The organism is Pseudomonas neuropathica (assembly GCF_015461835.1).
In the GTDB taxonomy this organism is placed as follows: Bacteria; Pseudomonadota; Gammaproteobacteria; order Pseudomonadales; family Pseudomonadaceae; genus Aquipseudomonas; species Aquipseudomonas neuropathica.
Map to the genome: position 1 here is coordinate 140597 of NZ_JACOPX010000006.1, position 22569 is coordinate 163165.

Annotated in this window: 21 protein-coding genes; 5 read left to right on the plus strand and 16 right to left on the minus strand. The window is 57.1% G+C overall.

Annotated features, from left to right (window positions below):
* Nucleotides 1-3 precede the first annotated feature (3 nt).
* The 8 genes from H8F23_RS10145 to gspG form a co-directional block, all read right to left on the minus strand.
* A complete protein-coding gene (locus H8F23_RS10145; RefSeq protein WP_194934274.1) occupies nt 4-1110 on the minus strand; it encodes a substrate-binding domain-containing protein in 1107 nt (368 codons plus the stop codon).
* Between the two features lie 466 nt (nt 1111-1576).
* Complete coding sequence (gene gspF, locus H8F23_RS10150) at nt 1577-2788, minus strand: type II secretion system inner membrane protein GspF (RefSeq protein WP_194934275.1); 1212 nt, start codon at nt 2786-2788, stop codon at nt 1577-1579.
* Nucleotides 2788-4194, minus strand: a complete 1407-nt coding sequence (gene gspE, locus H8F23_RS10155; protein WP_093442461.1) for a type II secretion system ATPase GspE — start codon at nt 4192-4194, stop codon at nt 2788-2790. The genes gspF and gspE overlap by 1 nt, the downstream gene beginning before the upstream one ends.
* A gap of 151 nt (nt 4195-4345) precedes the next feature.
* Nucleotides 4346-6712: a type II secretion system secretin GspD gene (gene gspD / locus H8F23_RS10160; RefSeq protein ID WP_194934276.1), complete on the minus strand. Its 2367-nt coding sequence runs from the start codon at nt 6710-6712 to the stop codon at nt 4346-4348.
* Complete coding sequence (gene gspM / locus H8F23_RS10165) at nt 6709-7254, minus strand: type II secretion system protein GspM (RefSeq protein WP_194934277.1); 546 nt, start codon at nt 7252-7254, stop codon at nt 6709-6711. Before gspM ends, gspD begins: the two co-directional genes overlap by 4 nt.
* The gene (gspL, locus tag H8F23_RS10170; protein ID WP_194934278.1) at nt 7247-8425 is read right to left on the minus strand and encodes a type II secretion system protein GspL; all 1179 of its coding nucleotides are present in this window, start codon (nt 8423-8425) and stop codon (nt 7247-7249) included. Before gspL ends, gspM begins: the two co-directional genes overlap by 8 nt.
* Entirely contained in the window at nt 8422-9381 is a 960-nt protein-coding gene (gene gspK / locus H8F23_RS10175) for a type II secretion system minor pseudopilin GspK (RefSeq protein WP_194934279.1), read from the minus strand. Before gspK ends, gspL begins: the two co-directional genes overlap by 4 nt.
* 8 nt (nt 9382-9389) lie before the next feature.
* Nucleotides 9390-9848: a type II secretion system major pseudopilin GspG gene (gspG, locus tag H8F23_RS10180; RefSeq protein WP_407692557.1), complete on the minus strand. Its 459-nt coding sequence runs from the start codon at nt 9846-9848 to the stop codon at nt 9390-9392.
* A 147-nt stretch (nt 9849-9995) separates the two neighbouring features.
* On the opposite strand from gspG, the gene gspI reads away from it, so the two are divergent.
* Nucleotides 9996-10382 (plus strand): type II secretion system minor pseudopilin GspI, encoded by a 387-nt coding sequence (gspI, locus tag H8F23_RS10185; RefSeq protein WP_194934280.1) that lies wholly within the window; start codon nt 9996-9998, stop codon nt 10380-10382.
* A 440-nt stretch (nt 10383-10822) separates the two neighbouring features.
* Here the strand turns inward: gspI and H8F23_RS10190 are convergent, their stop codons facing one another.
* A complete protein-coding gene (locus tag H8F23_RS10190) occupies nt 10823-11281 on the minus strand; it encodes a winged helix-turn-helix transcriptional regulator (RefSeq protein ID WP_194934281.1) in 459 nt (152 codons plus the stop codon).
* Nucleotides 11282-11377: 96 nt separating this feature from the next.
* Here H8F23_RS10190 and H8F23_RS10195 point away from each other — a divergent pair, with 96 nt between their 5' ends.
* Nucleotides 11378-12319 (plus strand): aromatic alcohol reductase, encoded by a 942-nt coding sequence (locus H8F23_RS10195; RefSeq protein WP_194934282.1) that lies wholly within the window; start codon nt 11378-11380, stop codon nt 12317-12319.
* Between the two features lie 177 nt (nt 12320-12496).
* On the opposite strand, the gene H8F23_RS10200 is transcribed toward H8F23_RS10195, so the two are convergent.
* On the minus strand, nt 12497-12856 hold the full coding sequence (locus H8F23_RS10200) for a DUF6124 family protein (RefSeq protein WP_194934283.1): 360 nt from the start codon (nt 12854-12856) through the stop codon (nt 12497-12499).
* A 628-nt stretch (nt 12857-13484) separates the two neighbouring features.
* Here H8F23_RS10200 and H8F23_RS10205 point away from each other — a divergent pair.
* Nucleotides 13485-15641, plus strand: a complete 2157-nt coding sequence (locus tag H8F23_RS10205) for an AAA family ATPase (protein ID WP_194934284.1) — start codon at nt 13485-13487, stop codon at nt 15639-15641.
* Nucleotides 15642-15916: 275 nt separating this feature from the next.
* Here the strand turns inward: H8F23_RS10205 and H8F23_RS10210 are convergent, their stop codons facing one another.
* From H8F23_RS10210 to H8F23_RS10220, 3 genes are all read right to left on the minus strand, one after another.
* Nucleotides 15917-16768 carry a hypothetical protein gene (locus tag H8F23_RS10210; RefSeq protein ID WP_194934285.1) on the minus strand — a complete coding sequence of 284 codons (852 nt, stop codon included), beginning with the start codon at nt 16766-16768 and terminating at the stop codon, nt 15917-15919.
* 263 nt (nt 16769-17031) lie between these two features.
* On the minus strand, nt 17032-18057 hold the full coding sequence (locus H8F23_RS10215; protein WP_194934286.1) for a restriction endonuclease: 1026 nt from the start codon (nt 18055-18057) through the stop codon (nt 17032-17034).
* A gap of 377 nt (nt 18058-18434) precedes the next feature.
* Nucleotides 18435-18866 carry a type II secretion system protein N gene (locus tag H8F23_RS10220; RefSeq protein ID WP_194934287.1) on the minus strand — a complete coding sequence of 144 codons (432 nt, stop codon included), beginning with the start codon at nt 18864-18866 and terminating at the stop codon, nt 18435-18437.
* Nucleotides 18867-18984: 118 nt separating this feature from the next.
* On the opposite strand from H8F23_RS10220, the gene gspH reads away from it, so the two are divergent.
* Both gspH and H8F23_RS10230 read left to right on the plus strand, forming a co-directional pair.
* Nucleotides 18985-19431, plus strand: a complete 447-nt coding sequence (gene gspH / locus H8F23_RS10225) for a type II secretion system minor pseudopilin GspH (RefSeq protein WP_008087980.1) — start codon at nt 18985-18987, stop codon at nt 19429-19431.
* Nucleotides 19428-20036, plus strand: a complete 609-nt coding sequence (locus tag H8F23_RS10230; RefSeq protein WP_194934288.1) for a prepilin-type N-terminal cleavage/methylation domain-containing protein — start codon at nt 19428-19430, stop codon at nt 20034-20036. Before gspH ends, H8F23_RS10230 begins: the two co-directional genes overlap by 4 nt.
* Before the next feature lie 206 nt (nt 20037-20242).
* Here the strand turns inward: H8F23_RS10230 and H8F23_RS10235 are convergent, their stop codons facing one another.
* The 3 genes from H8F23_RS10235 to H8F23_RS10245 are packed head-to-tail and all read right to left on the minus strand — an operon-like array spanning nt 20243 to nt 22426.
* Nucleotides 20243-21181, minus strand: coding sequence for a FecR family protein (locus tag H8F23_RS10235; protein ID WP_194934289.1), 939 nt, complete (start codon nt 21179-21181; stop codon nt 20243-20245).
* A 31-nt stretch (nt 21182-21212) separates the two neighbouring features.
* On the minus strand, nt 21213-21764 hold the full coding sequence (locus H8F23_RS10240) for an RNA polymerase sigma factor (RefSeq protein WP_064119825.1): 552 nt from the start codon (nt 21762-21764) through the stop codon (nt 21213-21215).
* Nucleotides 21761-22426: a secretin and TonB N-terminal domain-containing protein gene (locus H8F23_RS10245; protein WP_194934422.1), complete on the minus strand. Its 666-nt coding sequence runs from the start codon at nt 22424-22426 to the stop codon at nt 21761-21763. The genes H8F23_RS10240 and H8F23_RS10245 overlap by 4 nt, the downstream gene beginning before the upstream one ends.
* Nucleotides 22427-22569 lie beyond the last annotated feature (143 nt).

Genomic DNA, 22569 nt, shown 5'->3' on the forward strand with positions numbered 1-22569 from the left:
AGCTTAAGGACGACCGATAGCGTTGCAGACGCTAGCGTTGTTGATGTCCAGGTTGTAGCCCGAAGTGTTGGTGATGAAGCTCGCGGTTACAGCGTTTTTCCAGGCGTTAGGCACAGCGACAAACTTGTGAGCCTGAGTCGCAGCGTTGTTGCCAGGGATGCTGTAGTGAGTGGTCAGGAAGGCTTTGACGTCTGCGGCCACAGCTGCATCCTTGTAGCACTGGCCGAAGATGAAGTTGGTGTAGGCAGCCAGTTTGTAGCCCGAAGCCGGGTTAGCCACTACTGGCGACCAGTTGGCCGGGTTGGTAGCCGCTGCTTGAGTCGCAGGCGCGGAAACCGATGACAGGGCCAGGGTCACGTTGAGCGACGTTGGCTGAACACCGTTGACGCGGGCAACCACAGCGTTGCTGGTAGCGTCAACACCGTCCGGACCAACATAACCGATGGAACCGTCAACCGCGTTCACGGCAGTGGCGACTTCAGAAGTGTTGGCGACGCCGACCCAATTCGAAGGCAGAGCGATACCGCCGATACGGGCGCTGGTGAAGGTAGAGTTGGTGTTGAACTGAGTCGGGCAGACCGAGTTCAGGTGACGGGTCAGGATTTCCGAAGTGCCGCTGGAAACGTTGCGGTAAACCACGCGGATGGCGGTGGTGTCAGCAGTGCCCAGCAGCGCGCCCCAAGTGGTTTTCTGGCCGGAGAACACTTCGCACAATTGCGCGCTGGTCAGGTTCAGAGCAGTCTGGCCGGCTTTTTTGTAAGGGATGGCAACCGAAGTGGCTACCGAAGGCAGTTGGATCAGCGGGCCGTACGAAGCACCGAATTCGGTGGTGTAGGTGCTGAGTTCCGAAGCGCTGAGGATCGAGTCGCTACCGGCGAAGTGCACGGTGCCGGTGGTGCCGAAGCCAGCCGGGTTGTTCTTCAGGAAAGCAGTCTTGCCACCGCCGCTACCGATGGCAGCGTAGGAGAAGTTGGCTGGCAGGATGCTGTCGGCAGAGCCTTTGTACAGAGCGGCAGGCAGCGTTGCACCACCACCGGTAACGGCCATGGCTTGAGCGGAGGCCAGAGCGGCGACGGTCAGGGAAGCTGCGATCAGAGTGCGCTTGAACATGAAGAATCTCCTTTTCAACTAGGTTGTGAACACAGGTTTTCGGGTGACTTGCATGACACTGGGAGGACTCACCGGGGCCCTCGCTAGCGTTGGCCTTGGTTAAGTCGCACTGAGAAATTCGCAGTTTCCGGTGACAGATAAAGGAAAAAACCTCGGGAGCTGAACGGTGTTTTCAGAGGGATTTTCTCGGGTGTTTGTCGCCTGCTGCGCAGTGTCTGGATCGCGGGTTTGGCTGAATCGGGCTGGAGGCGTTGGCGGGTGGTTGCAGATGACAGAAAGGAGAACCCGAGGATGGTTCTTTTGAGGGTCGGGTGATGGTCGAATGCGGTGTAAAAGTTTTACAGATTCTTTGCCTGAGCTGACCTCATCGCGAGCAGGCTCACTCCTACAGAGGAACGCATTTCAAATGTAGGAGTGAGCCTGCTCGCGATGAGGCCCGACCAGACACCCACAAAACAGCAGACATCTATTGCACCAATTGGTTGATCTCAATGATCGGCAACAACACCGCCATCACAATCACCAGCACCACCCCGCCCATCACCACGATCATCAGCGGTTCCAGCAGCGCGGTCATGCCCATTGCCCGCCGTTCGATATCGCGCGACAGGGTCTGCGCCGCACGCTCGAGCATCGGTGGCAATGAACCGGTTTTCTCGCCACTGGCAATCAAATGAATCAGCACCGGTGGGAATACATTTTCCACGCGCAACGCTGCCGCGAGATTGACACCCTCACGCACCTTGGCCGTGGCCTCAGTGACGCTCAAACTCAAGCGGTCATTGGACAAGGTCTGCCGCGCCGCCTCCAGCGCACGCAACAACGGCACCCCGGCGCCGCCGAGAATCGCCAGGGTCGAGGCGAAACGCGCAGTGTTCAGGCCAAGGATAAAACGCCCGAACAACGGCAACTTCAGCACTCGATGATGCCAACTCAAGCGTGCCGCCGGATTGCGCAGGTACAGGCGCCAGCTCCAAAACGCGCCGGCCATGATCGCGGCGCACAGCCAGCCCCAACTGCGGATGAAATCACTGGCGTTGAGCATCGCCAAGGTCAACCCCGGCAAATCCTGCCGCGCCTGGGAAAACGCGCTGACCACCTGCGGCACCACGTAACTGAGCAGGAAAATCACGATGCCTATCGACACCAGACCGACCACGCCCGGATAAATAAACGCGGTGAGAATCTTGCCGCGCAGGTTGTTGCGTTCCTCGATGTAATCCGCGAGGCGTTCCATGACCTGGGCTAAATCACCGGACTCCTCACCCGCCGCAATCAACGCGCGATAGATCTCGGGAAAATCCCGTGGCCGCGCCGCCAGTGATTCGGCCAGACGCATGCCACTGCGCACATCCGCACGCACGGCGCTGAGGGTGTGGGCGATGTGTTTTTTCTCGGCCTGCTCGACCGTGGCACTCAGCGCTGCCTCCAATGGCAGGCTCGCGCCCAACAGACTCGCCAATTGGCGCGTGGCCCAAGCCAGATCGTTGTCCGAGAGTTTGGCGCTGAACAATCCACCACCGCCGTGCTGGGCAACGTTGCTTTCCTTGTGCACCGACAACGCGGTCAAACCGCGCCCGCGTAATGTTGTGAAAGCGGCGCTCTGGCTGTCCGCCTCAAGGTGCCCGGACTCAATCTTGCCGGTCGCGTCGGCGGCTTCAAAACGATAGCGATTCATCAGGCGTCCCGTGTCACACGGAGGATTTCTTCAGGGGCGGTGGCACCGCTGCGGATCCAGCGCTCACCGTCCTCGCGCAGGCTGAACATCCCGGCCTTCGCGGCTGATGCGCGCAAGGCCTGCTCCCCTGCCCCTTGGTGGATCAGGGTGCGGATGTCGTCGTCGATGCAGAATAATTCGTGGATGCCGGTGCGGCCGCTGTAGCCGGTTTGATTGCACGCTGCACAGCCGACCGGGCGCCAAGTGCCGGGTGTCGCCGGGTCTTCCTGCTTGCATTGATTGCACAGGCGTCGCACCAGTCGTTGTGCGAGTACGCCGAGCATCGACGAGGCCAGCAGAAACGGTTCGACGCCCATGTCGATCAAGCGGTTGACCGCCGACACCGCGTCGTTGGTGTGCAAGGTTGCCAGCACCAAATGCCCGGTCAGCGAGGCCTGCACGGCGATTTGTGCGGTTTCGAGATCGCGGATTTCGCCGATCATGATGATGTCCGGGTCTTGCCGCAGGATCGCCCGCAGTGCCAAGGCGAAGGTCATGTCGATCTTGGCGTTGACCTGAATCTGGCTGATCCCCGGCAAGTCGTACTCCACCGGATCCTCGACGGTGAGGATGTTGCTGGTACTCGCATCGAGCCGGGCCAGTGCCGCATAGAGGCTGGTGGTTTTGCCGCTGCCGGTGGGGCCGGTGACCAGTACGATGCCGTGGGGCTGGCGGATCAGGTGATCGAGTTTGGCCAACACCTGCGCGTCCATGCCGAGGGTTTCCAGATGCAGACGCCCGGCCTGTTTATCGAGCAGGCGCATCACCACCCTTTCGCCATGCCCGGTTGGCACGGTGGAAACACGAATATCGATCGGCCGCCCGGCCACGCGCAAGGCGATGCGACCGTCCTGCGGCAGGCGTTTTTCGGCGATGTCGAGTTGCGCCATGATCTTGATCCGCGACACCAGCGCACCGTGTAACGCCTTGCGCGGCGAGACCACGTCACGCAACGTGCCGTCGACGCGATAGCGCACCACCGAATGGGTTTCGAACGGTTCGATGTGGATGTCGCTGGCCTCATCGCGCGCGGCTTGAGTGAGCAAGGCGTTGATCATGCGGATCACCGGCGCGCCGTCCTGGGTGTCGAGCAGGTCGGTGATTTCCGGCATGTCCTGCATCAGGCGGTCGAGATCGACTTCGTTTTCTGCAGCGCCGACCACAGCGGCGGCGCTGCCGGTGTCGGCATAGGCAGCGGCGAGCAAGCCATCGAGTTCGTCATCGCGCACGCGCTGAATCGTGGTCGCGCCGAATTGGCGCCGCGCCTCGCTGATCGACCAGCCCGGCGTTGACGGGCACACCGTCAGCACGCCATCGCACAACAGAATCCGCTGCGCCTTGGCCCAGGCGTAAGGCAACGCGCTCATTTCAAGCCCTCCCCAATCCCTGTAGGAGCTGCCGAAGGTTGCGATCTTTTGATCTTTGGCCGTCGGGGTCCGTCGAAGAGCAGGATCAACAGATCGCAGCCTTCGGCAGCTCCTACACGTCGGTTTTTCAGATCAAGAGGTGATGTCGGCGTCATTGGATGGGCACCGCTTTGATGGTTGCGCGCGGACCCGACCCAGGTAAAACCGCCGGCACACCCTGCGCCGCCGTCGGCAACTGCGGCGCCTGCATGTCCGGCATCGCCCAGCTGCGTTCAGGCTGCAAACCACCCTGCGCGCGGCGCATGAAGTCGTAGCGATTAAGGGTGATGCTGCGCCCCGCTTCGCTGTCGCGGATGATGTACGGACGCAGAAACACCATCAGGTTGGTCTTGGTGATCGCCCGACGTTCGTTGCGAAACAGCGCGCCGATCCCCGGCAGGCTGCCCAGCCACGGCACCGCGTCATTGCTCTGGCTGTAGCCGTCCTGGAGCAACCCGCCGAGCACCATGATCTGGCCGTCATCGAGCAGGATGCTGGTATCGATCGCGCGTTTGTTGGTGACGATCCCCGCCGAATTGGCACTGGCCGAAGCCCGCTCATCAATGCTGCTGACTTCCTGATAGATATCGAGCTTCACCGTGCCGCCCTCGGAAATCTGCGGGCGCACGTTGAGCTTCAAACCGACCTCTTCACGGGTCACGGTCTGGAACGGGTTATTACTGGTGCCGCCACCGCCAGTGACATAACTGCCGCTGACAAACGGGATGGTCTGGCCGACAAAAATACTCGCCGCTTCGTTGTCCAGCGTCAGCAGGTTCGGCGTCGACAACACGTTGGTGCCGCCCTTGCTCTTCAACGCCCGGGCCAACACTTTCAGATCAAGAATCTTGCCAATGCCGGGGATGTCGACAGTGCCGTTGACGTAGCCCAGGTTCAAACCTTGCGGCAACACATCGATGCTGGTCTTGCCGTTGACGTTGATCCCAGAACCACCCAGATTGGCCCCGCCGATCACGCCGTTGCCGCCGAGATTACCGGTCTGCCACTGCACACCGAATTCACTGGCATCGTCCTCGCCGACTTCCACGATCAGGCTTTCAATCACCACTTGCGCGCGGCGTTGGTCGAGCAAGTCGATGACTTCACGCAGGTTGCGATACAACGGCTCCGGCGCGGAAATCAGCAAGGTGTTGGTGGTGGCGTCAGCCTGAATGGTCACGCCGCCGGCACTGAAGGCGACGTTCTGATCGCTGTTCTGAGCGCCGCTGCCGGTTGTGCTGCCACTGCTGCCCTGCGCGTAACTACCGCCCGTGCTGCCGCTGCTGTTAGTGGTCGATATGCTGCCGCTGGTTTGCGTGCCGCTCTGGCCGTTCTGCCCAGCGCTGCCGCCGGTACTTGCGCCCATGGCACTGAGCACCGAACGCGCACTGTCACTGGTGCCGCTGTCACTCTCGCCGGTCAGCAAACCGCGCAAGGCCTGCGCCAGTTTTGCCGCTTGGGCGTTTCGCAGATAAACCACATGCAGGTTGCTCGGATTGCTCTGCGCGTTATCCAGTTTGTAGATCAGATTACGCGCCAGCTCGGTACGCTCCGGGCTGCCGGCGCGAATGATGATGGTGTTGGAACGCGGATCTCCAATCACCGCAATTTTCTGCGTCGGATCATTGCCCGGCGCATCGAGCAAATCCGCCACCATCGGCGCGATGTCAGCGGCAATGCCGTTCTGGATCTGCACCACATCCGTGTCGATCGCGCTCGGCGAATCAATACTCGCGATCAACTGCGCAACGCGGGTCAGGTTCTCGGCGTAATCGGTGATGACGATGGTGTTATTGCCCGGATAAGCGTTGATCGGATTGTTCGGCGAAACGATCGGCCGCAGCACCGGAATCAGGTTCACCGCGTTTTCGTATTGCAGGCGAAACGTGCGTGTGAGCATGCCGTTGCCCGCCGGTTTGTCAGCGCTGTAAATCGGCCCGCCGAGCAACTTCGCATCCGCCTCCGGCACCACCTGCGCCACACCGCCGACGTCAACCACACTGAAACCCTGCATACGCAACGCCGCCAACAACATGTCGTAAGCCTGCCGCGCCGGCACCTGACCTTCCGAGACCAGGGTCAACGTGCCCTTCACTCGAGGGTCGACCAAAAACTGCTGACCCGTGGAACGCGACAACGCCCGCACCACCGCCTGAATATCGGCGTCGACAAAATTCAGTGTCACCGGTTGATCACCCAAAGGATTGCTCGGCAAGGCAATGCCCGACGCCGCCGCACCGCTGCGCGCACTCTTGGTGATGTTGTGTAATTGCTTCGGCACGGGGCGCGCCTGAGCCTGCGCGCGCTCGCGATCGAGCACCGCGTCGCCGCTGCGCTGGGTGTTGGCCAGTGGCCGCCCGAGTTCACTGTCGACCAGCAACGGCGGCTGATTCTGTGGTGTGGTGTTGCTGCACGCGCTCAACGCCATCAGCAACATCGGCAACGCCAGACGTGCCGGTTTGGATCCTGACCCCTTCATGAAGCTTCCTTAGCGCCCAGCGCCTGATCCATGCGAACGGTGCCTGACAAAGTGCCGGCGGTGACTTCGGTCGAGGGGTTGTCTGCGCGTTGCAAACGGGCCTCGACCACTTGCAGAGAAAGTTGTGCCGGGTTGCTCAACAGCCAGTCGAGCACGGCGTCGGCCGGCGCCGCGTCGAAGGTCAACTGCCAGGCGCCCTGTGCCTCCTGTAATTGGTAATGCCCCGCCAAGCCACTGGCCTGTAGGGTCTGCTCCAGCGACTGCGCCACGCTTTGCCCGGTGGGACGCACGCTGACTTCGCGCAGCAATACTTCCAACGCTTCGGTCTGGGCGCGCAGCTTTGGCGTCTCGGCTTCCCAATAAGCAATTTTCTTCAGCGGTGGCTGGATCAGCGCAACCCACAACAGCAGGCCGATCAGCGCAACAGCCATGCCGGCAACCATGCGTTTTTCACGCTGGGCCAACGGCTGCCAACGGGTCTGCACCTGAGCGTTAAAGCGTTGCCACTTGGCGCGGTAGAGCGCGAGCGAGGCCTTATTCATCTTCTTCTGCTCCGCCGTTGTCATCGCTGTCGCTTGGGGTGGCTTCAGTGGCCGGACGCAAGGTCCAGCCCTCGTCATCTGCGGTAACGCTGATACCGGCCTGGGCCAAGGTGCTTTGCCACTCCTGATCATTGCCGCCGCGACGGGCTTCACTCAGCAGACTCAGTTGCAAGACGCCGTCGACAAACGTCAGCCGCTCGACACTGCCGGCCATCGACGGCATGCCGCTGCCGGCCTGCAACACCAGCCGATTGAAGGTCTGCGCCGGATCATCCGCCGCGCCCTTCTGCCGCGCCGCCAATTGCTGGCGAGCCTGTTGCAACGGGTTGAGGATCACCGGCAACTCGGGGAACGCCTGCTTTACCCGCAGGTTCATCTGGGTTTTCAGTTGCTGGCCCTGCCCGGCCTCGCGGGCGGCATACAGGTTCAAACCGATCACCCAAATGGTCACGGCCAACGCTGACAGGGCGATCGCCCTGCCCCAGCCGCGATGCTCGGTTTTTTGTTGCTGGACCGCGCCATGCAGCCCCCAACCCGGAAGCGGCCCGGTCCAGCGCTGCGCATCGGCCATCGGCAGTTCAGCACCCGGCGGCGATTGCTCACCGATCCAATGCAAAGTGACGCCCGGTTCCCACACGACACCGTCGAAACCGTCATCGAACAACGGCTGCACCCGCGCCGCTTGCACGCTATCGCGCAGCAACAAATGCCCGTCCTGCACGCAAGCGACGGTGCCGGGCAACACTGGCAAACAGTACGGCGCCGGGTAGAGACCGCGCAGGTTCAGCCCAGCACTTTTCAGCAACTGGCCAAACCGCAACAAGTGCTGCCGAGGCGCCCAGGCGATCTGCACCTGCCCGGCCTCGTCCCTCGAGCTGTGCGCGATGTGCATCTCATTGCTGTCGCCCAGCATCAAGGCCTGCGCCGCACACTGCACCGCCGCGACAATCTTGTTCGCAGGCAGCGGCGGCAAATCGAGACTCGCCAACAGGCTGTCAGCCGGGTGCAGAAAACACACCAGCGGCGGCAGTTTCGACTGCTGGCTCAACTGGCTCAGACTGAGGCGTTCTTCCCGGGTGACCTGACCCTGACGATCCAGCCAGGCGCAAAGCAATTCACTGTGCAGATCCAGCTCCGCCAAGGGTGGCAACGCCACTTTCAACTGGCTCATACGCCCACCCGCGACCAGATCACCTGCGGCAAGCGGTCCTGGCTGCGATGCAACAACGCCTCAAGACTGACCCGCCGCTGATCGCGCCGCGCCTCACCGCGCAGGCGAAACCAGTCACTGGTGATGCCGACCTTGACGCTGGTCAGCTCCAGTTGCGGCATGCGCAAACGGTTAACGAAATCGCCACGGTTGATAAACCAGCGCCCGGCGTCGCGCTCGGCTATCAGCGCATTCGCGCGCTCCAGCGACAGCCCCGGCACATACGCGGCCAAGACCGGCGCGGTGGCGGTGTTGCCATTGAGCCAAGTGGTCGCGGGGATCACCGTCAGGTACGGCGCCAGTTTGCCGATCAGCGCCTCATTCACACCGTCGACACTGCGCAAATCATCGATGCTGCGCAGCATCGGCAGCGTCGGGTTCTGAGGTTTGTGTGACGCATTTGGCGAGGTCGCGCGACCACTGTCGAAACCGCTTTTCGGCGCCTCGGCAATCTGCGGATTCAGCAGTCGCGGGTACGAAGCAATCACCCGCTGACTGATGCGCTGACTCAATCCGGCACTGACCCCAATCAACTCGCACAAGCGCTGAAACGCCGCCACCTGCGCCTCATCAACACGCTCGTTGGCCACCAGATTGCGCAGGTTGAACTTGCCCTGCTCATCCTCCAGTCGCCCTTCAAAACCTTGCGCGGAAAGACGTTGCGCCCACGGCTGATCGAGCCGGGTCAACGGATCGCGCTGACGTGCATCCCAGAGCAACTGACGGCTGATCTCCAACCCACCCTGCACCAGCCAACGCCCCTGCACGCGCTGCTGATCCGCCTCCAGCGCACGGGTCGACACGCTCTGGCGCGCCAACATCCCCGCCGCAATCACCGCCACCACCGCAGCAATCAACAACGCGCTGATAATCGCCATGCCCTGTTGCTTCGCCCCCTCAGGCGAGCGGCTGTTCATGGCCGGCCTTACAACTGCCAGGAACCGATATCGGCATTCACGCCGTCGCCGTCCGGCTGACCGTCGGCACCGAGGGAAAAGATGTCGATCTCGCCATTGGCGCCGGGGTTGAGGTACTGATAAGGACGCCCCCACGGATCGTTCGGCAAACGCTCCAGGTACGAACGCCAATTGCTGTTCTTCGCATCCGCCGGCCGCTCCACCAACACCTTCAGCCCCTGGTTCATGCTCGGATAAGTGCCGTGATCGAGGCGATACAGCTTCAAGGCCTGCATCAACCCACCAATATCCTGCTTCGCCGCCGTCGCCCGCGCCTGATCCGGCCGGTCGAGCACCTTGGGTACCACCATCGCCGCCAAAATCCCCAGAATCACCACGACCACCATGATCTCGATCAGGGTAAAACCCTGCTGCCCGCGCGGCGCGCGCATCGGGTGCTGAAGCGATTTGAAAGGTGCGATATCCATCTCGACATTCCCTGGCTTGATTCGATTCGACGCGCAGTGTTGCAAGAAGATATGTCAGTGATGTTGAAAATCCTCGGGTGTTTTCGTCGTCAAGCCGTCAAGGACGCGGGTTAGCGTCGAGGGCTGGGTTTTGGCTTTGGGCGGTTTATGCGTGCGCGTTCGCGGGAAGCGGGTTTCACGTTGATTGAGGTGCTGGTGGCGCTGGCGATTATTGCCGTGGCGATGTCGGCGGCTGTGCGGGTGGCGGGGTTGATGACGCAGAGTAGCGGGGTTTTGAGGGATAGGTCGGTTGCGATGATTGCGGCGCAGAGTCGGATGGCGGAGTTGCGACTGGAAGGGAAGTTGCCGATGGGGATGAAAGCTCAGGACTGCGATCAAGGGCGGTTGTTGTTGCGCTGTGAACAGCTGATCAGCGCAGCCGAAAACGGCCGCTTACTCAAGATTGGCATCCAGGTATTTGACCGCAACCAGGATGCGCCGCCGTTGGCCAGGCTTGAGACTTTGTTGTCGCGAACCGAAAGCCCCTCACCCTAGCCCTCTCCCAGAGGTAGAGGGGACCGATTCGGGGATATTCGAGAGCTACACCGACTTGAACGTCTTTCATTGAATCCAAAATGGCCAAAAGCTCACAAAACGAAATCGAAGATCCTTCCCCGAAGGCATCACCGCTGGAGTCTTTCACCAAAACCATAATCGCCAAAATCTTTCTGGTCGACGTACCCCGCAAGACACCTCGGTCGGCCCCCTCTCCCTCCGGGAGAGGGCTGGGGTGAGGGTAGCTACTACTCGAAACCTCCAGAATCACCAAAGCCATAATCACCAAAATCTTCCAGGTCGACGTACCCCGCTAGACAACTCGGTCGGCCCCCTCTCCCTCCGGGAGAGGGCTGGGGTGAGGGCCGCTTGATCGCAAGCCCCGAAGCCCACAACAGACTGGCAACGTTCCAGGCAATGGTCTTAGCCAAAGTAACTATTCAATCAGCCCCATCCAAATCAACCAGCCCCACCACCGGAACCTGCCACGAAGGCTTTTTCCCACTCTGACCATCAAACACCCGACGCGCCTCGCGAAAATCATCGACGTGCTCCACAACCCACGTCCAAATCGGTGACATGCGAACCAACAACTCCATACCCAACGCCGTCAGCTCGTACTCGACATGGGGCGGCACTTGATCCAACTCCCGCCGTATCAACAGACCATCGCGTTCCAGTGCACGCAGCGTCTTGGTCAACATGCGCTGAGTCACGCCGGTCATTTGCCGTTTGATCTCGGCATGACGCATCGTGCCGTACACACCCAGGGTATGCAGGATACCCAGTGACCAGCGGCTACCGGCGTGCGCCAAGACTTCGCGCCGCACGCCATCTTCGTCTCGTCTTAGCGTCTGGCAGATCGCTTCTGCCTGGCTAATGATTTCCTCATCGGTCATGTGTCCCCCTGGTATCACGCGTGTGCCTTCTTCTGAGCGCTGCGCAATCGTGCCAGCATCGACAAATCATACAGACGACGAATCTCAGGAAACATCATGACCGCAGCGACCCACCCTTCCCCACAATCCATTCTCGTACTCGGCGCCGGCGAACTCGGCCTGCCGGTGCTGCGCAATCTTGCGCGGGTAGCCAAGCGCTCGCCCGGCAGCACCCTCAGCGTCCTGCTCAGGGACTCGACCATCAACACGCAAGCCCCCGAGAAAAAACTGGAAATCGATGAACTGCGCAGTCTGGGCATCCAACTGGTCGCAGCAGACCTGGTTGACGACTCCATCGATCAACTGGCCGAAATGTTCGCAGCATTCGACACCGTCATAGGCTGCGCAGGCATGGTCGCGGGCCGTGAAACGCCGATGAAACTGGCAACAGCAGCGCTAAAGTCCGGCGTGAAGCGCTACTTCCCCTGGCAGTTTGGCGTCGATTTCGAAGTGATTGGCCGGGGCAGCCCGCAGGACTTGTTCGATGCGCAACTCGACGTGCGCGAGTTGCTCCGCGCCCAGGATAAAACCGAATGGGTGATCATCTCGACCGGCATGTTCACCAGTTTTCTGTTCGAGCCGGTATTTGAAGTCGTCGATTTTGACAACCACACCGTCAACGCCTTGGGCAGCCTGGAAACCAGCGTGACACTCACGACACCGGAGGACATCGGCAAACTGACAGCGGACATCGTTTTCTTCGAACCGCGCTTTCGCAATGAGATCGTGTACCTGTCTGGCGACACGGTGACGTATGGGCAGGTGGCGAGCCTGCTTGAACGGGTGCTGGGGCGGCCGTTCAAGCGTAACGTCTGGACGATTCCGTACCTGATGCAGGAACTGGAAAAAGACCCCACTCACCACATCAAAAAATACCGCGCCGTATTTGCCCAAGGCAGAGGCGTGTCGTGGCCGAAAGCGGGGACTTTCAACGAGCGGCAATCGATTCAGGTCACTACGGCTGAACAGTGGGCTCGGGACAACCTGGCAGTCGATTGAGGCAAAGAAAGCAACCCACTCGCAGGTACAGATACGCGTACATCGTCTCAACATTTATCGCGGCTGAAGAGCAAGCCCGCTCCCACCTTGGAACACGCTCAAACGTGGGAGAGAGCCTGCTCGCGAAGGCGCCAGAATGAACACCCGATTAGTCACCAAGTGATCCCAGCACCCGCATCACTCCGGCAATTGCAAATTATCCAGCGCCCGATTCACCGCCAACTCCCCGAGCATGATCAACTGCGCAATCCCCGCCAGCGCATGGCGCTGCGATGCCGGCAAAAGGCTGGAGACGTTCTGGGCGATGGTTTTGGCCGAAGCGAGTGTTGCACTGGCATCGACCAGTAGTTCTTCGGTTTTGTTGTCCGCCGTCACGGCGTACATCCTACGGTTTTTACGTGGGGGCGGCGTGGAACCGGGTGGACAGAGGTAATGGTCGAGCGCGCGGTCGGCGGCTTCGTGGAGTTTTTTGGAGTCGATGGATTCATAGGGGGAAACCGAGACGGTTTCGGGCGGGTTGGGTGTTGGTTTGATCATGGTGAAGCTCCAAATTTATACCTGGTGGAACCACCAACACCTGTCGCTAAACAAGTAAGGGTGGCAGCTGCACGCGGGTTAGCGAACCGAGAGGTATAAGACCCGGCAGACCCGAAGGTCTCCCACGCACAGCCACCATATCGTCGTCGCAAACGTCTGCGACAAACTGGAGCGTCGTTGTACTTATACCTGGTCGGGTCGCTAAACCCGGCCGCTGGGTTGCCAGCGACCCATAGACGATATAGACCAGGTACAAAGCCCACAAGCCGGCGGATTCTGGCGTAGCTGTAGGCAAAGGCGCAAGGGTGTGTAGCCTGAGAGAGTGTCTGGAGATGTCTTTTTAAACATTGGTGTTTAGCGGGCTCCTCATCCCGTCTCGGATCCCTCAACAGATCCGTCCCCTTATGCCGGCCCCTTATCTCACTTTGCACCTTGGAACCAGCCATTAGCGCGCTGACTAGGACATGCTTGCGCGTCCCAATGTATCCCGCCACATTCCTCGCTTGCCTTTGGACAGGCCTTGCTTCCCCCGGTCAAAAGACAAAGTGGCAGACATCCCCTTGCTCGCCTATGCTCCTCTTCGCCAACAGAGATGGCGCAAAGCCACTTAGCATTCTGGAGTTTCTTTATGATCACGGAATTGAATATAGATGGCGTCACCAGCTACAAATCTAAATCCACTTTTTCCCCAATTAATAAAACGTCGCTTATATACGGGCTAAACGGGGCAGGAAAGAGCACTATCTCCGAGTTCTTGTACAACCAAAACGCACCACAGTTTGTGAAATGCAGCTTAAAAACGAGCCAAGCTTGTGAAATTCTTGTATATAACCAAAGCTTTTTGAATGACTACTTTTACGAAGAGGATAACTTAAAAGGGATCTTCACCCTTTCGAAAGAAAACAAAGGTGCTCTCCAGCAAATCGAAGCTGAGACGAAAGAACTTGAGAAACACCTAACCGCTCAGCAAGAAAATGCGAGGTTAGCTGCCGAGACAGCCACAAAGCTCGAAGAAGCAAAGTCAAAGGCAAGTAGCAAGGTTTGGGAAATTAAGACAACCTTCTCAGGCGGTGATCGTGTTCTTGAGTTCTGCCTAGAAAGCTTGAAAAGAACCGAACTCCTTTTTCAACACATTGTCAGTTTACCGCTACCGGAAAATGCGCCTGACTATACGGTTGAAGATTTGAAAGCAGAAGCATCATCTATTGAGGGAGAAGGTGCAGTTTCATTCACAACTTCCCCTATCCTTTCTGCTGGGTGGCTGAGTATTGAGAGAGACTCATTATGGTCGAAGATAATTGTTGGGAGCCAAGAGGGGTCGGTTGCTGAATTCATTGCGAAAACTAAAAATTCTGACTGGGTGAAAGAAGGACTTCAGTACATTTCAGATGACGAGGATCCCCAAGCCTGCCCATTTTGCCAGCAAAAAACAATTACGAAACACATCATTGATTCTATACGACATGTCTTCGACGAGGCCTACGAGCAAGATATTAAAGAACTGGAGTTAATCAAAACCCAGTATGAGACACTAACCTCCAACTTGAACATTCAAGACATTTCAAATTCTCCGCTTGCTAAAAAGGAGCTTATAGATGCTTGGACTATCGCCTGTGAAGCCTTACGGGCATCAATACGCGAAAACATCTTACACATTAGTAACAAAACCAAAAGCCCGAGCACGCCAGTGGTACTCACCGATACAAAATCCACCGTCGATCTGATCAACGAATTGATCAAAAGTCTGAACGAGATTATTGACGCCCACAATGACAAGCTGGCTAACAAGAAAAAAACCAAAGACAACATAAGATCTCGTTTCTGGACGCTGATGCGCTGGAATTACGACCAGACGATTTCTGCCTACTCTCAGTCAGCATCTGCGCTAAAAGAAGAGACCAGTGAAATAAACCAGTCTGCCACTAATATAGGTGCAGATGTCACGGCATCTAGCGGTAAGATCGCCAACCTTAGAAAACAGACGGTAAATATTGAAGAGTCAATTGAGAACATTAATTGCGGGCTGTTGGAAATTGGCATCGATGGCTTTTCTGTGGTGCCGTATGGTGATAATTTTTACCGCGTATCTAGAACTACCGATCAAGCAAATGCCTTTCACTCGTTGAGTGAAGGTGAGAAAACGGTTATCAGTTTTCTCTACTTTATGGAGCTTTGTAAAGGACAGAAAACCGCCACTGCTGTCCCTCAAGCTAAAGTGGTTGTGATTGATGATCCCATTTCAAGTCTTTCTCATCTCTACGTGTTCAATATTGGACAGTTAATCAAAAAATACTTCATAAATAGTGACCTATACAAGCAGGTTTTTGTGCTGACTCATAGTTTGTACTTTTTCTATGAACTGACTCACACGAACCATAAAACCCGATCAGAGACTCAGCAACTATTCAGGGTTTATAAGAACAAAAACGGAAGCTCGGTAACCCCAATGAAATACGAGGAGATTCAAAATGACTACCAATCATACTGGTCAATCATAAAAGACCAGGCTGCGCCACCGGCGCTGATCGCAAACTGCATGCGGAACATCGTCGAATATTTCTTCAATTTTGTTCAAAAAACGGACTTTAACAACGTCTTCCAAAAGCCAGCTCTGTCGGCTGATAAATTCACAACCTTCTACAGATACATGAATCGAGAGTCACATTCTTTGGGCCAAAATATTTTTGACATAAAAGAATTCGATCATGAGGTTTTCAAAGACGGTCTGAGGTTAATCTTTGAAGGGTGCGGGTACTCCGAACACTATCAAGCCATGAGTAAATAGCTACAGGTTGAGGGGTGTTACCGAAAGGCGGACCCATAACTCTAATCTGCGGTTCGCCTTTCAGCCATTTCTATTAGGACATTTCTCCGCCGCATTCTCCTCGACCTGCGCGAGCCTGATCCGAACTTGAACCTCTGGTACTAGGGAGTTTTTTGTGAAAAGCGGTGTGAGTGGTGGCTTTCAACCGAAAAAGCACCCTGTCGAAAGCGTCTGAGAGTTTACGGTGACTCACATTACTACGCAGCAGATTGCTAGGAATTTGGGTACTTGGAGACCTACATTCGGACATCTTCATGCCTGACGCCTCTAAGATTGCAGGCCATCAGACCTTGATACGGTCCTGAGTAGCCAGTAATTACGAAGTATCCTCTCAATCTATAAACCCCCCTCTGCCAGTAAAAAAAGCAACTTCCTAAAACATGTGAGATGTGCACGGAGAACTCCGTACCTGTGCATTTATAACACGAAGGCTCCTCCCCCTCTTCCAAATCTTCGAAACAGTCTTCATAAGCTACAAAATATGGATTTGGCTCATCAACACTACCCTGAAAACTACTATCATCCATAGTCAGATCGAGAAAAACAATACCCTCGTCATTCTCACAAATAAAACTTGAAAAAACTTTATAGTCTTCTATAGACGAAAGTACACCTTCAAATCTTGGCTTGCTTGGTATGGACTCCTTGTCTGGAAATCCAAGCAATGCTCGTAAGAAACCAGCCTGCGGAGCACTCACCGCACTCAATATATCACCACAATCATATACTGCAGTCTTGGAAATTTGGCTTTGGAATTTCAACTTCTCCTTGTCAGCCAATTGCATTAACTGACCTGTGACAAAAACAAACGTTGTTACACCCCCCCGACTTGCCTTATTCAAATCTTTTAGAAATTTAGCTTCTATTTCTGAAAAAGACTTGTATTCCTTGATGGGAAAATAGCATGCAACCGTTAAAGTACCATCTGCACTTTGTAAGTCACGCCCTCCATCTGGCCCTCCAAGCGGGGCGACATTTGTCAACGGTGGATATACCCCCAAGCTCGAAAGAAAGGCGTTAACAAACACTTCAGCCTTCCCTGCCCCATCTGACCAAAGCCTGAGTTTAGATTGAATATCACTACGCATAGGGCTACCTTTCACAAATCTATCAACTTTACGCTTATGACAGAGCAGTTAATAGGAAGACATGTAGAATATAGAATTAATTTTTCAAATGAACACTTAAAACTTGCTGACAAACGCAATTAAGCCTAGATCAAACGACCGATGTTACCCGTCAACCGCTCGTAACGGATCACACATGCCAGCAAAAACTGACGTTCACCCTCTGCTTCTTCATTTTTCAATTGAGAAATTTGAGGTTGATAGCATCCCACCAAACTTCCATATCAGATCCTTACAATCCCTGTTCCGGGAGTCCGAAGGCGAGTGAGCCAAGCGTTCACGGCGTGTCGCTCAACAACCTGTATCGGATAACCTCGAGCACTGATGGTCGTTTGTGCGCCAGGACTCAACTCTGATGTTGTAACTATCATGCCGTACTCGGCACCCATAAATTGCACGTCCGCCGCAAGGCCCTTTATTATCACTTTCTCAACTTTTGCTTTCTGCCGCTTACACTGTATCAGACAGGTCGGTTTCGCATCCTTCGGTGTGTCTTGCTTCCACAATCGGACATCTACACCATCGTCGTTAGTACCTGGACCGATTTCAACGCGAAACCCCTCCCTTTCGAAGTATTCTGCTGTGAGTTCTTCAAATTTTCGCCAGTGCATTTCTGCCAAGCGGTGATTATTGTTGGACAAATAATTTATAAATCGCTGGTCAATGAATGTTCCTTTTTCGGGAGCATCTAAGGCGCCAGTAAAGAGCGACTTGAGTTCTATAGTGCTGCTCCACTCATCGTATCTAGACAAAGAGTGAGGACTGATTCGCATGTGATGATCGAAACCCCGAATATACTCCATAGCCATATCCAAGCCAGTTCGCCCAAATTCCAAAGCACAACGCTTCATAATTTGCGATGGATCTATCGATTTGCCACCACTTCTTGTAGTTTCTTCAATTAACCCCATCATCATTTGATTAAAAATAGCGCTTACACCCTCGTATATAGCCAGTAAACGAGGGTTGTGCTTGTATTTATGGTAGAGCTTGATCTGGGGAGGTATGCCATTTTCCTCGTCTTCTGTGTAGCCGATCCTGTGAAGCAACCGATAGCAGATCGCCTCAAACTCCTCAGAGCGAATCCGCAAGCCACTCTTTTCAGACTGAAGTAACACATCTCCGAGATTGCGATGATCTCCGGAGAGGTGATCACATAGCTCTTGCATTGATAAAGCTAAGCCAACCTTTTGGCCCGCAATTTCAGATAGGTGATCGGCAAATACGCCGGGTGAAAAGTTCATGGCCATCGATTACTTCCTTGATTTGGCGATTGGCTAAAGGCGATAGGAAGATGCAAAGAGATTTTAGCAGTTCGATAATTTATAGAACAAAATTTTATGGAGCACCAGCGTGAATTAGAAATTCGCATCTTGTCCGAATGTACGTTTAGATATCAAAGAGTGCTTCAGTTTAGGCGGGAGGGGCATCGCTGGTTCTGACCATAGGCGAACCAGTTCCACCCCAGCTATCGGCCGGTGGGGATTTTCACGACGATCCACTTCTGGCAGAAAGTAACTAAAAACGTTCTTTACTTGCTCGCCTTCTTTTACCGAGGCGCTTGATCCTATATCCCAGATGGCACTATTCGAACTTAAGCGCCGAGACACTAACTTCTACCCTATAGTCAGGGCCTCTTCAGCATCGGCAAAACCACCCCCTCCGCCAACCTCTCCACCCCCAACCTCACCCTCTCCCCACCCTGCTCAATCACCACCCCATCCCCCTCCACCGCCACCAGCTTCACCCCAGGCCCAACCTTCTCCCCCTGCAAAAAACTCCTCGGCGGCCCATCGTTCAGGCTCAGTATCGCCACCGCCCCCCGACTCCCCGCCATCACCCCGCTCACCTTGATATCCATCGGCGCCGTTTGATTGGAAAACCACTGCAACGCCGGGCTATCACTGCGCGCCGCCAGCAATTGCGGGGCGGCTGCCGGGGTGTGTGATTCGGCGGAGGTCAGCAGCAGCGACGACCATGTCGCTACGCCGACCAGCGCGGCAAGCAGCGCGAGTGCCTGAACCATTTGGGGTGGGGAAAAGCGTGCGGTGAAGGTCATGGGTTGAATCTCCTTTTTATCCCTGCTGTCAGCCTACGCGGCAATTCTCTCCGTTTTATTTCACACGCCTTACATGTTGGCCGTGCACGATGGCGCAGGACGCAAAGGAGCGCGCGCGATGAACAGGCAACAGGGTTTTACGCTGATCGAGTTGATGGTGGTGCTGGTGATCATCGGCATCGCCAGTGCGGCGATCAGCCTGAGTATCAAGCCCGATCCGTTGCAGTTGCTGCGCAAGGATGCCGAGCGTGTGGCGCAGTTGCTGCAGGTGGCGCAGGCGGAGGCGCGCGCGGATGGCCGGCCGATTGTGTGGGTGAGTGATGCCAAGGGGTTTCGGTTTAGTCGGCGCAGTGACAGTGGCAAGGGGTTTGATCATTTCGCGCAGGATCCGCAGTTGCGGCCGCGTGCCTGGCAGAGTCCGAAGATGGAGGTGCGGGTGGAGCCGAAACAAAGGGTTGTGCTGAACGCTGAGTGGATTAATCCGCCGCTGCAATTGACGTTGTCGGATGGCTTGAATCGCTTGAGTGTGCTGCGTGATGGCAGCGGCAGGATCAGCCTGCAATGAAGCGCCAGCAAGGGTTTACGTTGATTGAGGTGATGGTCGCGATTCTGTTGATGGCGGTGGTGAGTCTGATTGCCTGGCGGGGGCTGGACAGTGTGACGCGGGCGGACAGTCATTTGCAGGCGAGCAGTGAGCAGAGTGACGGTTTGTTGCGGGCGCTGAATCAGTTGCAGCGGGATGTGGAGATGCGCGCGGGGATTGAGTTGACTGAGCCGAAGAAGGTTGGGGTGGATGATGAGCCAGTGACGGCGCCGGCTGCTCTGACTGTGCGCAGTAGTGACAGTAAGGGGTTTCGGCTGGACATTATTCGTACGGCGGCGGATCAGCCGGGGGCGTTGCAGCGGGTGCGCTGGTGGGTCAAGGGTGACACGTTGTATCGGGCGGTGGCTGAGCCGCGGAGTCGGTATCCGTTGCCGGCGCCTGGGAATGGGGTGGCTGTTTTGCAGGATGTGAGTGATGTGCAGGTGCGGGTTTGGGAGGTGGATAAGGGGTGGCGGCAGTTGAGTGGGAATCGGCGGGAGGATCCGTTGGGGTTGGAGATTCGGTTGAGTCGGGGGACGGCGCAGGGGGTGGAGAAGTATCGGCAGGTGATTGGGCCGTTGGAGTGACATATATCCCTTCTGCTCGGATATTCCTGTAGGAGCTGCCGAAGGCTGCGATCTTTTGACTTTGATTTTGAAGATCAAAAGATCGCAGCCTTCGGCAGCTCCTACATTTGGATTGGGGGTAGTCAGTTGGGGGTTGGTTGGCTGTGAAGCCGCAATCGCTGGCAAGCCAGCTCCCAAAGGGGGGGTGGTGTGTTGGCGGGTGTGGGTTAGCTGAGGACGACGACGCCGCCGGGGAGTTCTGTGCATTTGATGCCGTAGGCATCGCGGATGAGCAGTGCGACACCGGCGAGTTGGTCGAGGCTGAAGCGGGCCTGCACCCGGCGCTGGCCGAGTTCGCGGTTGAGCAGCAGCAACATGCCGGGGCGGTAACGGTTGATTTCGTCGATCATCTGGCTGAGGGTTACGCCGTTGAAGACCAGCACTTGTTGGCGCCAGTTCATCACCGCCGCTGTGTCGACACTCTGCACACTGCCAACCTGCCGCGCGTCATAGGTCACCTGCTGCCCCGGTTCAAGACGCAGACTACGCCCCTCAACATCCACTTCAACCGCACCATCAAGGCAAGTCACGCAAACTTGCTGATCAGTGTTACGCAAGTTGAAACGCCCCTGACTGGCCCGCAACCACCCTCCTCCAGCCTGCATCGCCAGCGGCAACCGCGCGGTCTGCACTTCTACTTCGCCGCTGACCAGTTCAAAGCCCTGCACGCCGTTATCGATGGAGCGCTGATTGATCCGCGTCTGGGTGTTCAGCTCCAGGCTCACGCCTTGCGCCGGTTCGAAGCGGCGCTGTTGGCCAACTTCAGTGATGTAGTCGGCACCCAGCCCTTCGAAGCCGCCGGGAATGGTCCCGCGCACCAGCAAAAACGCCGCCGACGCAGCAATCGCCCCCCCGAGAAAGGCACGTCGACCAAACCCGCGCGGTGCCTGCATTTGCTCCACGGCCGGTTGCAGCTGCTGCCACAACCGCTTGGCCTCTTCGAACGCGCGGGCATGCTCGGCGCTCTGCGCGCACCATTCGCGCAGGGCGCGGGCGTCGGCCACGGTGGCGCGGCCGGAGGTCAGCAGGACCAGCCAGTCGCGGGCTTCGCTGTGCAGATTGTCGGCCGCCGATGGCTCGGCAGGTGTCAGTCGAAAGATGTTCAAACGCGCAGATTCTCAACGAATTGATCGGGCACTATTCAGAAGACGGTTTTCCGGCCCCGCGACCGAACCGCTGAAACACTTTTCTTTCCAGTTTCGCGGCGCAGAAGCCCAACGCGGCTTTGATTTCCTTCTCGACCATGCGTGTGGAAATGCCGAAGCGCTGGGAAATTTCCAAGTGCGGCGCCTCTTCCAGGCGCGCGGCAATGAAGATTCGGCGACGGCGTGCGGGCAGTTCGTAGAGGGCGCTGAGCAGCGACTGGATTTCCTTTTGCCCTCCCACCACCCGCGCCGGGTCGAGAGCTTCATCGCCGATTTGCAGCAGCTCCTCGACTTCCTCGCCGGTGAGCAGGCGCGCGTCGGCCTGGCGGCGGTCGGCGGCGATGTTCAGGGCCATGCGATAGAGGTAGGCATTGGGCCGCAGGACGTTCGGCGGCGTCTCCATGCGGTCGACGCGCAGGTAGGTTTCGTGCAGCACGTCGTTGGCCAGATCTTCCGAACCGAGACGCCTGCGCAGGCGCACCCGAAAGTCCTCGTAGGACGTCAGGAACAGTTGGACCATCGAACCTTGTCCGGTGTCTTTCATCCCCCGGAAACTCCTTCCCATTTGGTGCATTCCATGCGTTTCCCTGACGACTCCGGTAACAACAGCAACGTGACCGGCTGACGCAAGGCGCTGGGCGTCGGCCGGTCGATTTTGAGGTTGCGAAAACTTTCCACCAGCGCGTTGTCGCGCCGTACATCACCGGTCGAAGTGACCAACCGGTTGTGCTGCACCACGCCATCGCGGCCGACCCAGACCTGCAACACCGCGCGATAACTGCCCGGACGGGTCAGCGGCGAGCGACACAGGTTGAGCTCGATCGCCGCTTGCACTGCCGTGGCGTAGCTGCGGTTGACCGCGACGCTTTCCGGCGTCTGTTTTTGTGCCGGCGTAGGCACGTCTTCGACCTGCGCCACTTGCAAGGTAAACGCATCGTCCCGGGCATACCGCGCCATCAAACCACTGCCGCCGAGCAATCGACGCAGGGCATCGGCGGCGGTGTATTCACCGTCCACCGCCAACGAGCGGCGACCGCGACTCAACTGACTGTCGACCAGCACCGCAACGCCAGTGGCATGGCTGTACTGATCCAGCGCGTGCGCCAGATCCTGTGCCGGAATGTGCAGCGTCATGCGCAGGTCCGCCGGCACCGCGTCAGCCATGGCGTAGCCCGCCGCACAGCCAAGCAGCCACCCCAGACACATCCGGCGCACAAGCCTCGTTGAACGCTGAAAACCGTCCGTGGAATTGCCTCGCTGCACGGCTGACGAATCCTTGGAAATCGTCATCCTGAGGGCTGTTTATGAATCTGGTGTGACGGGCGGTGCAAAAAAACCATCACGGGAAT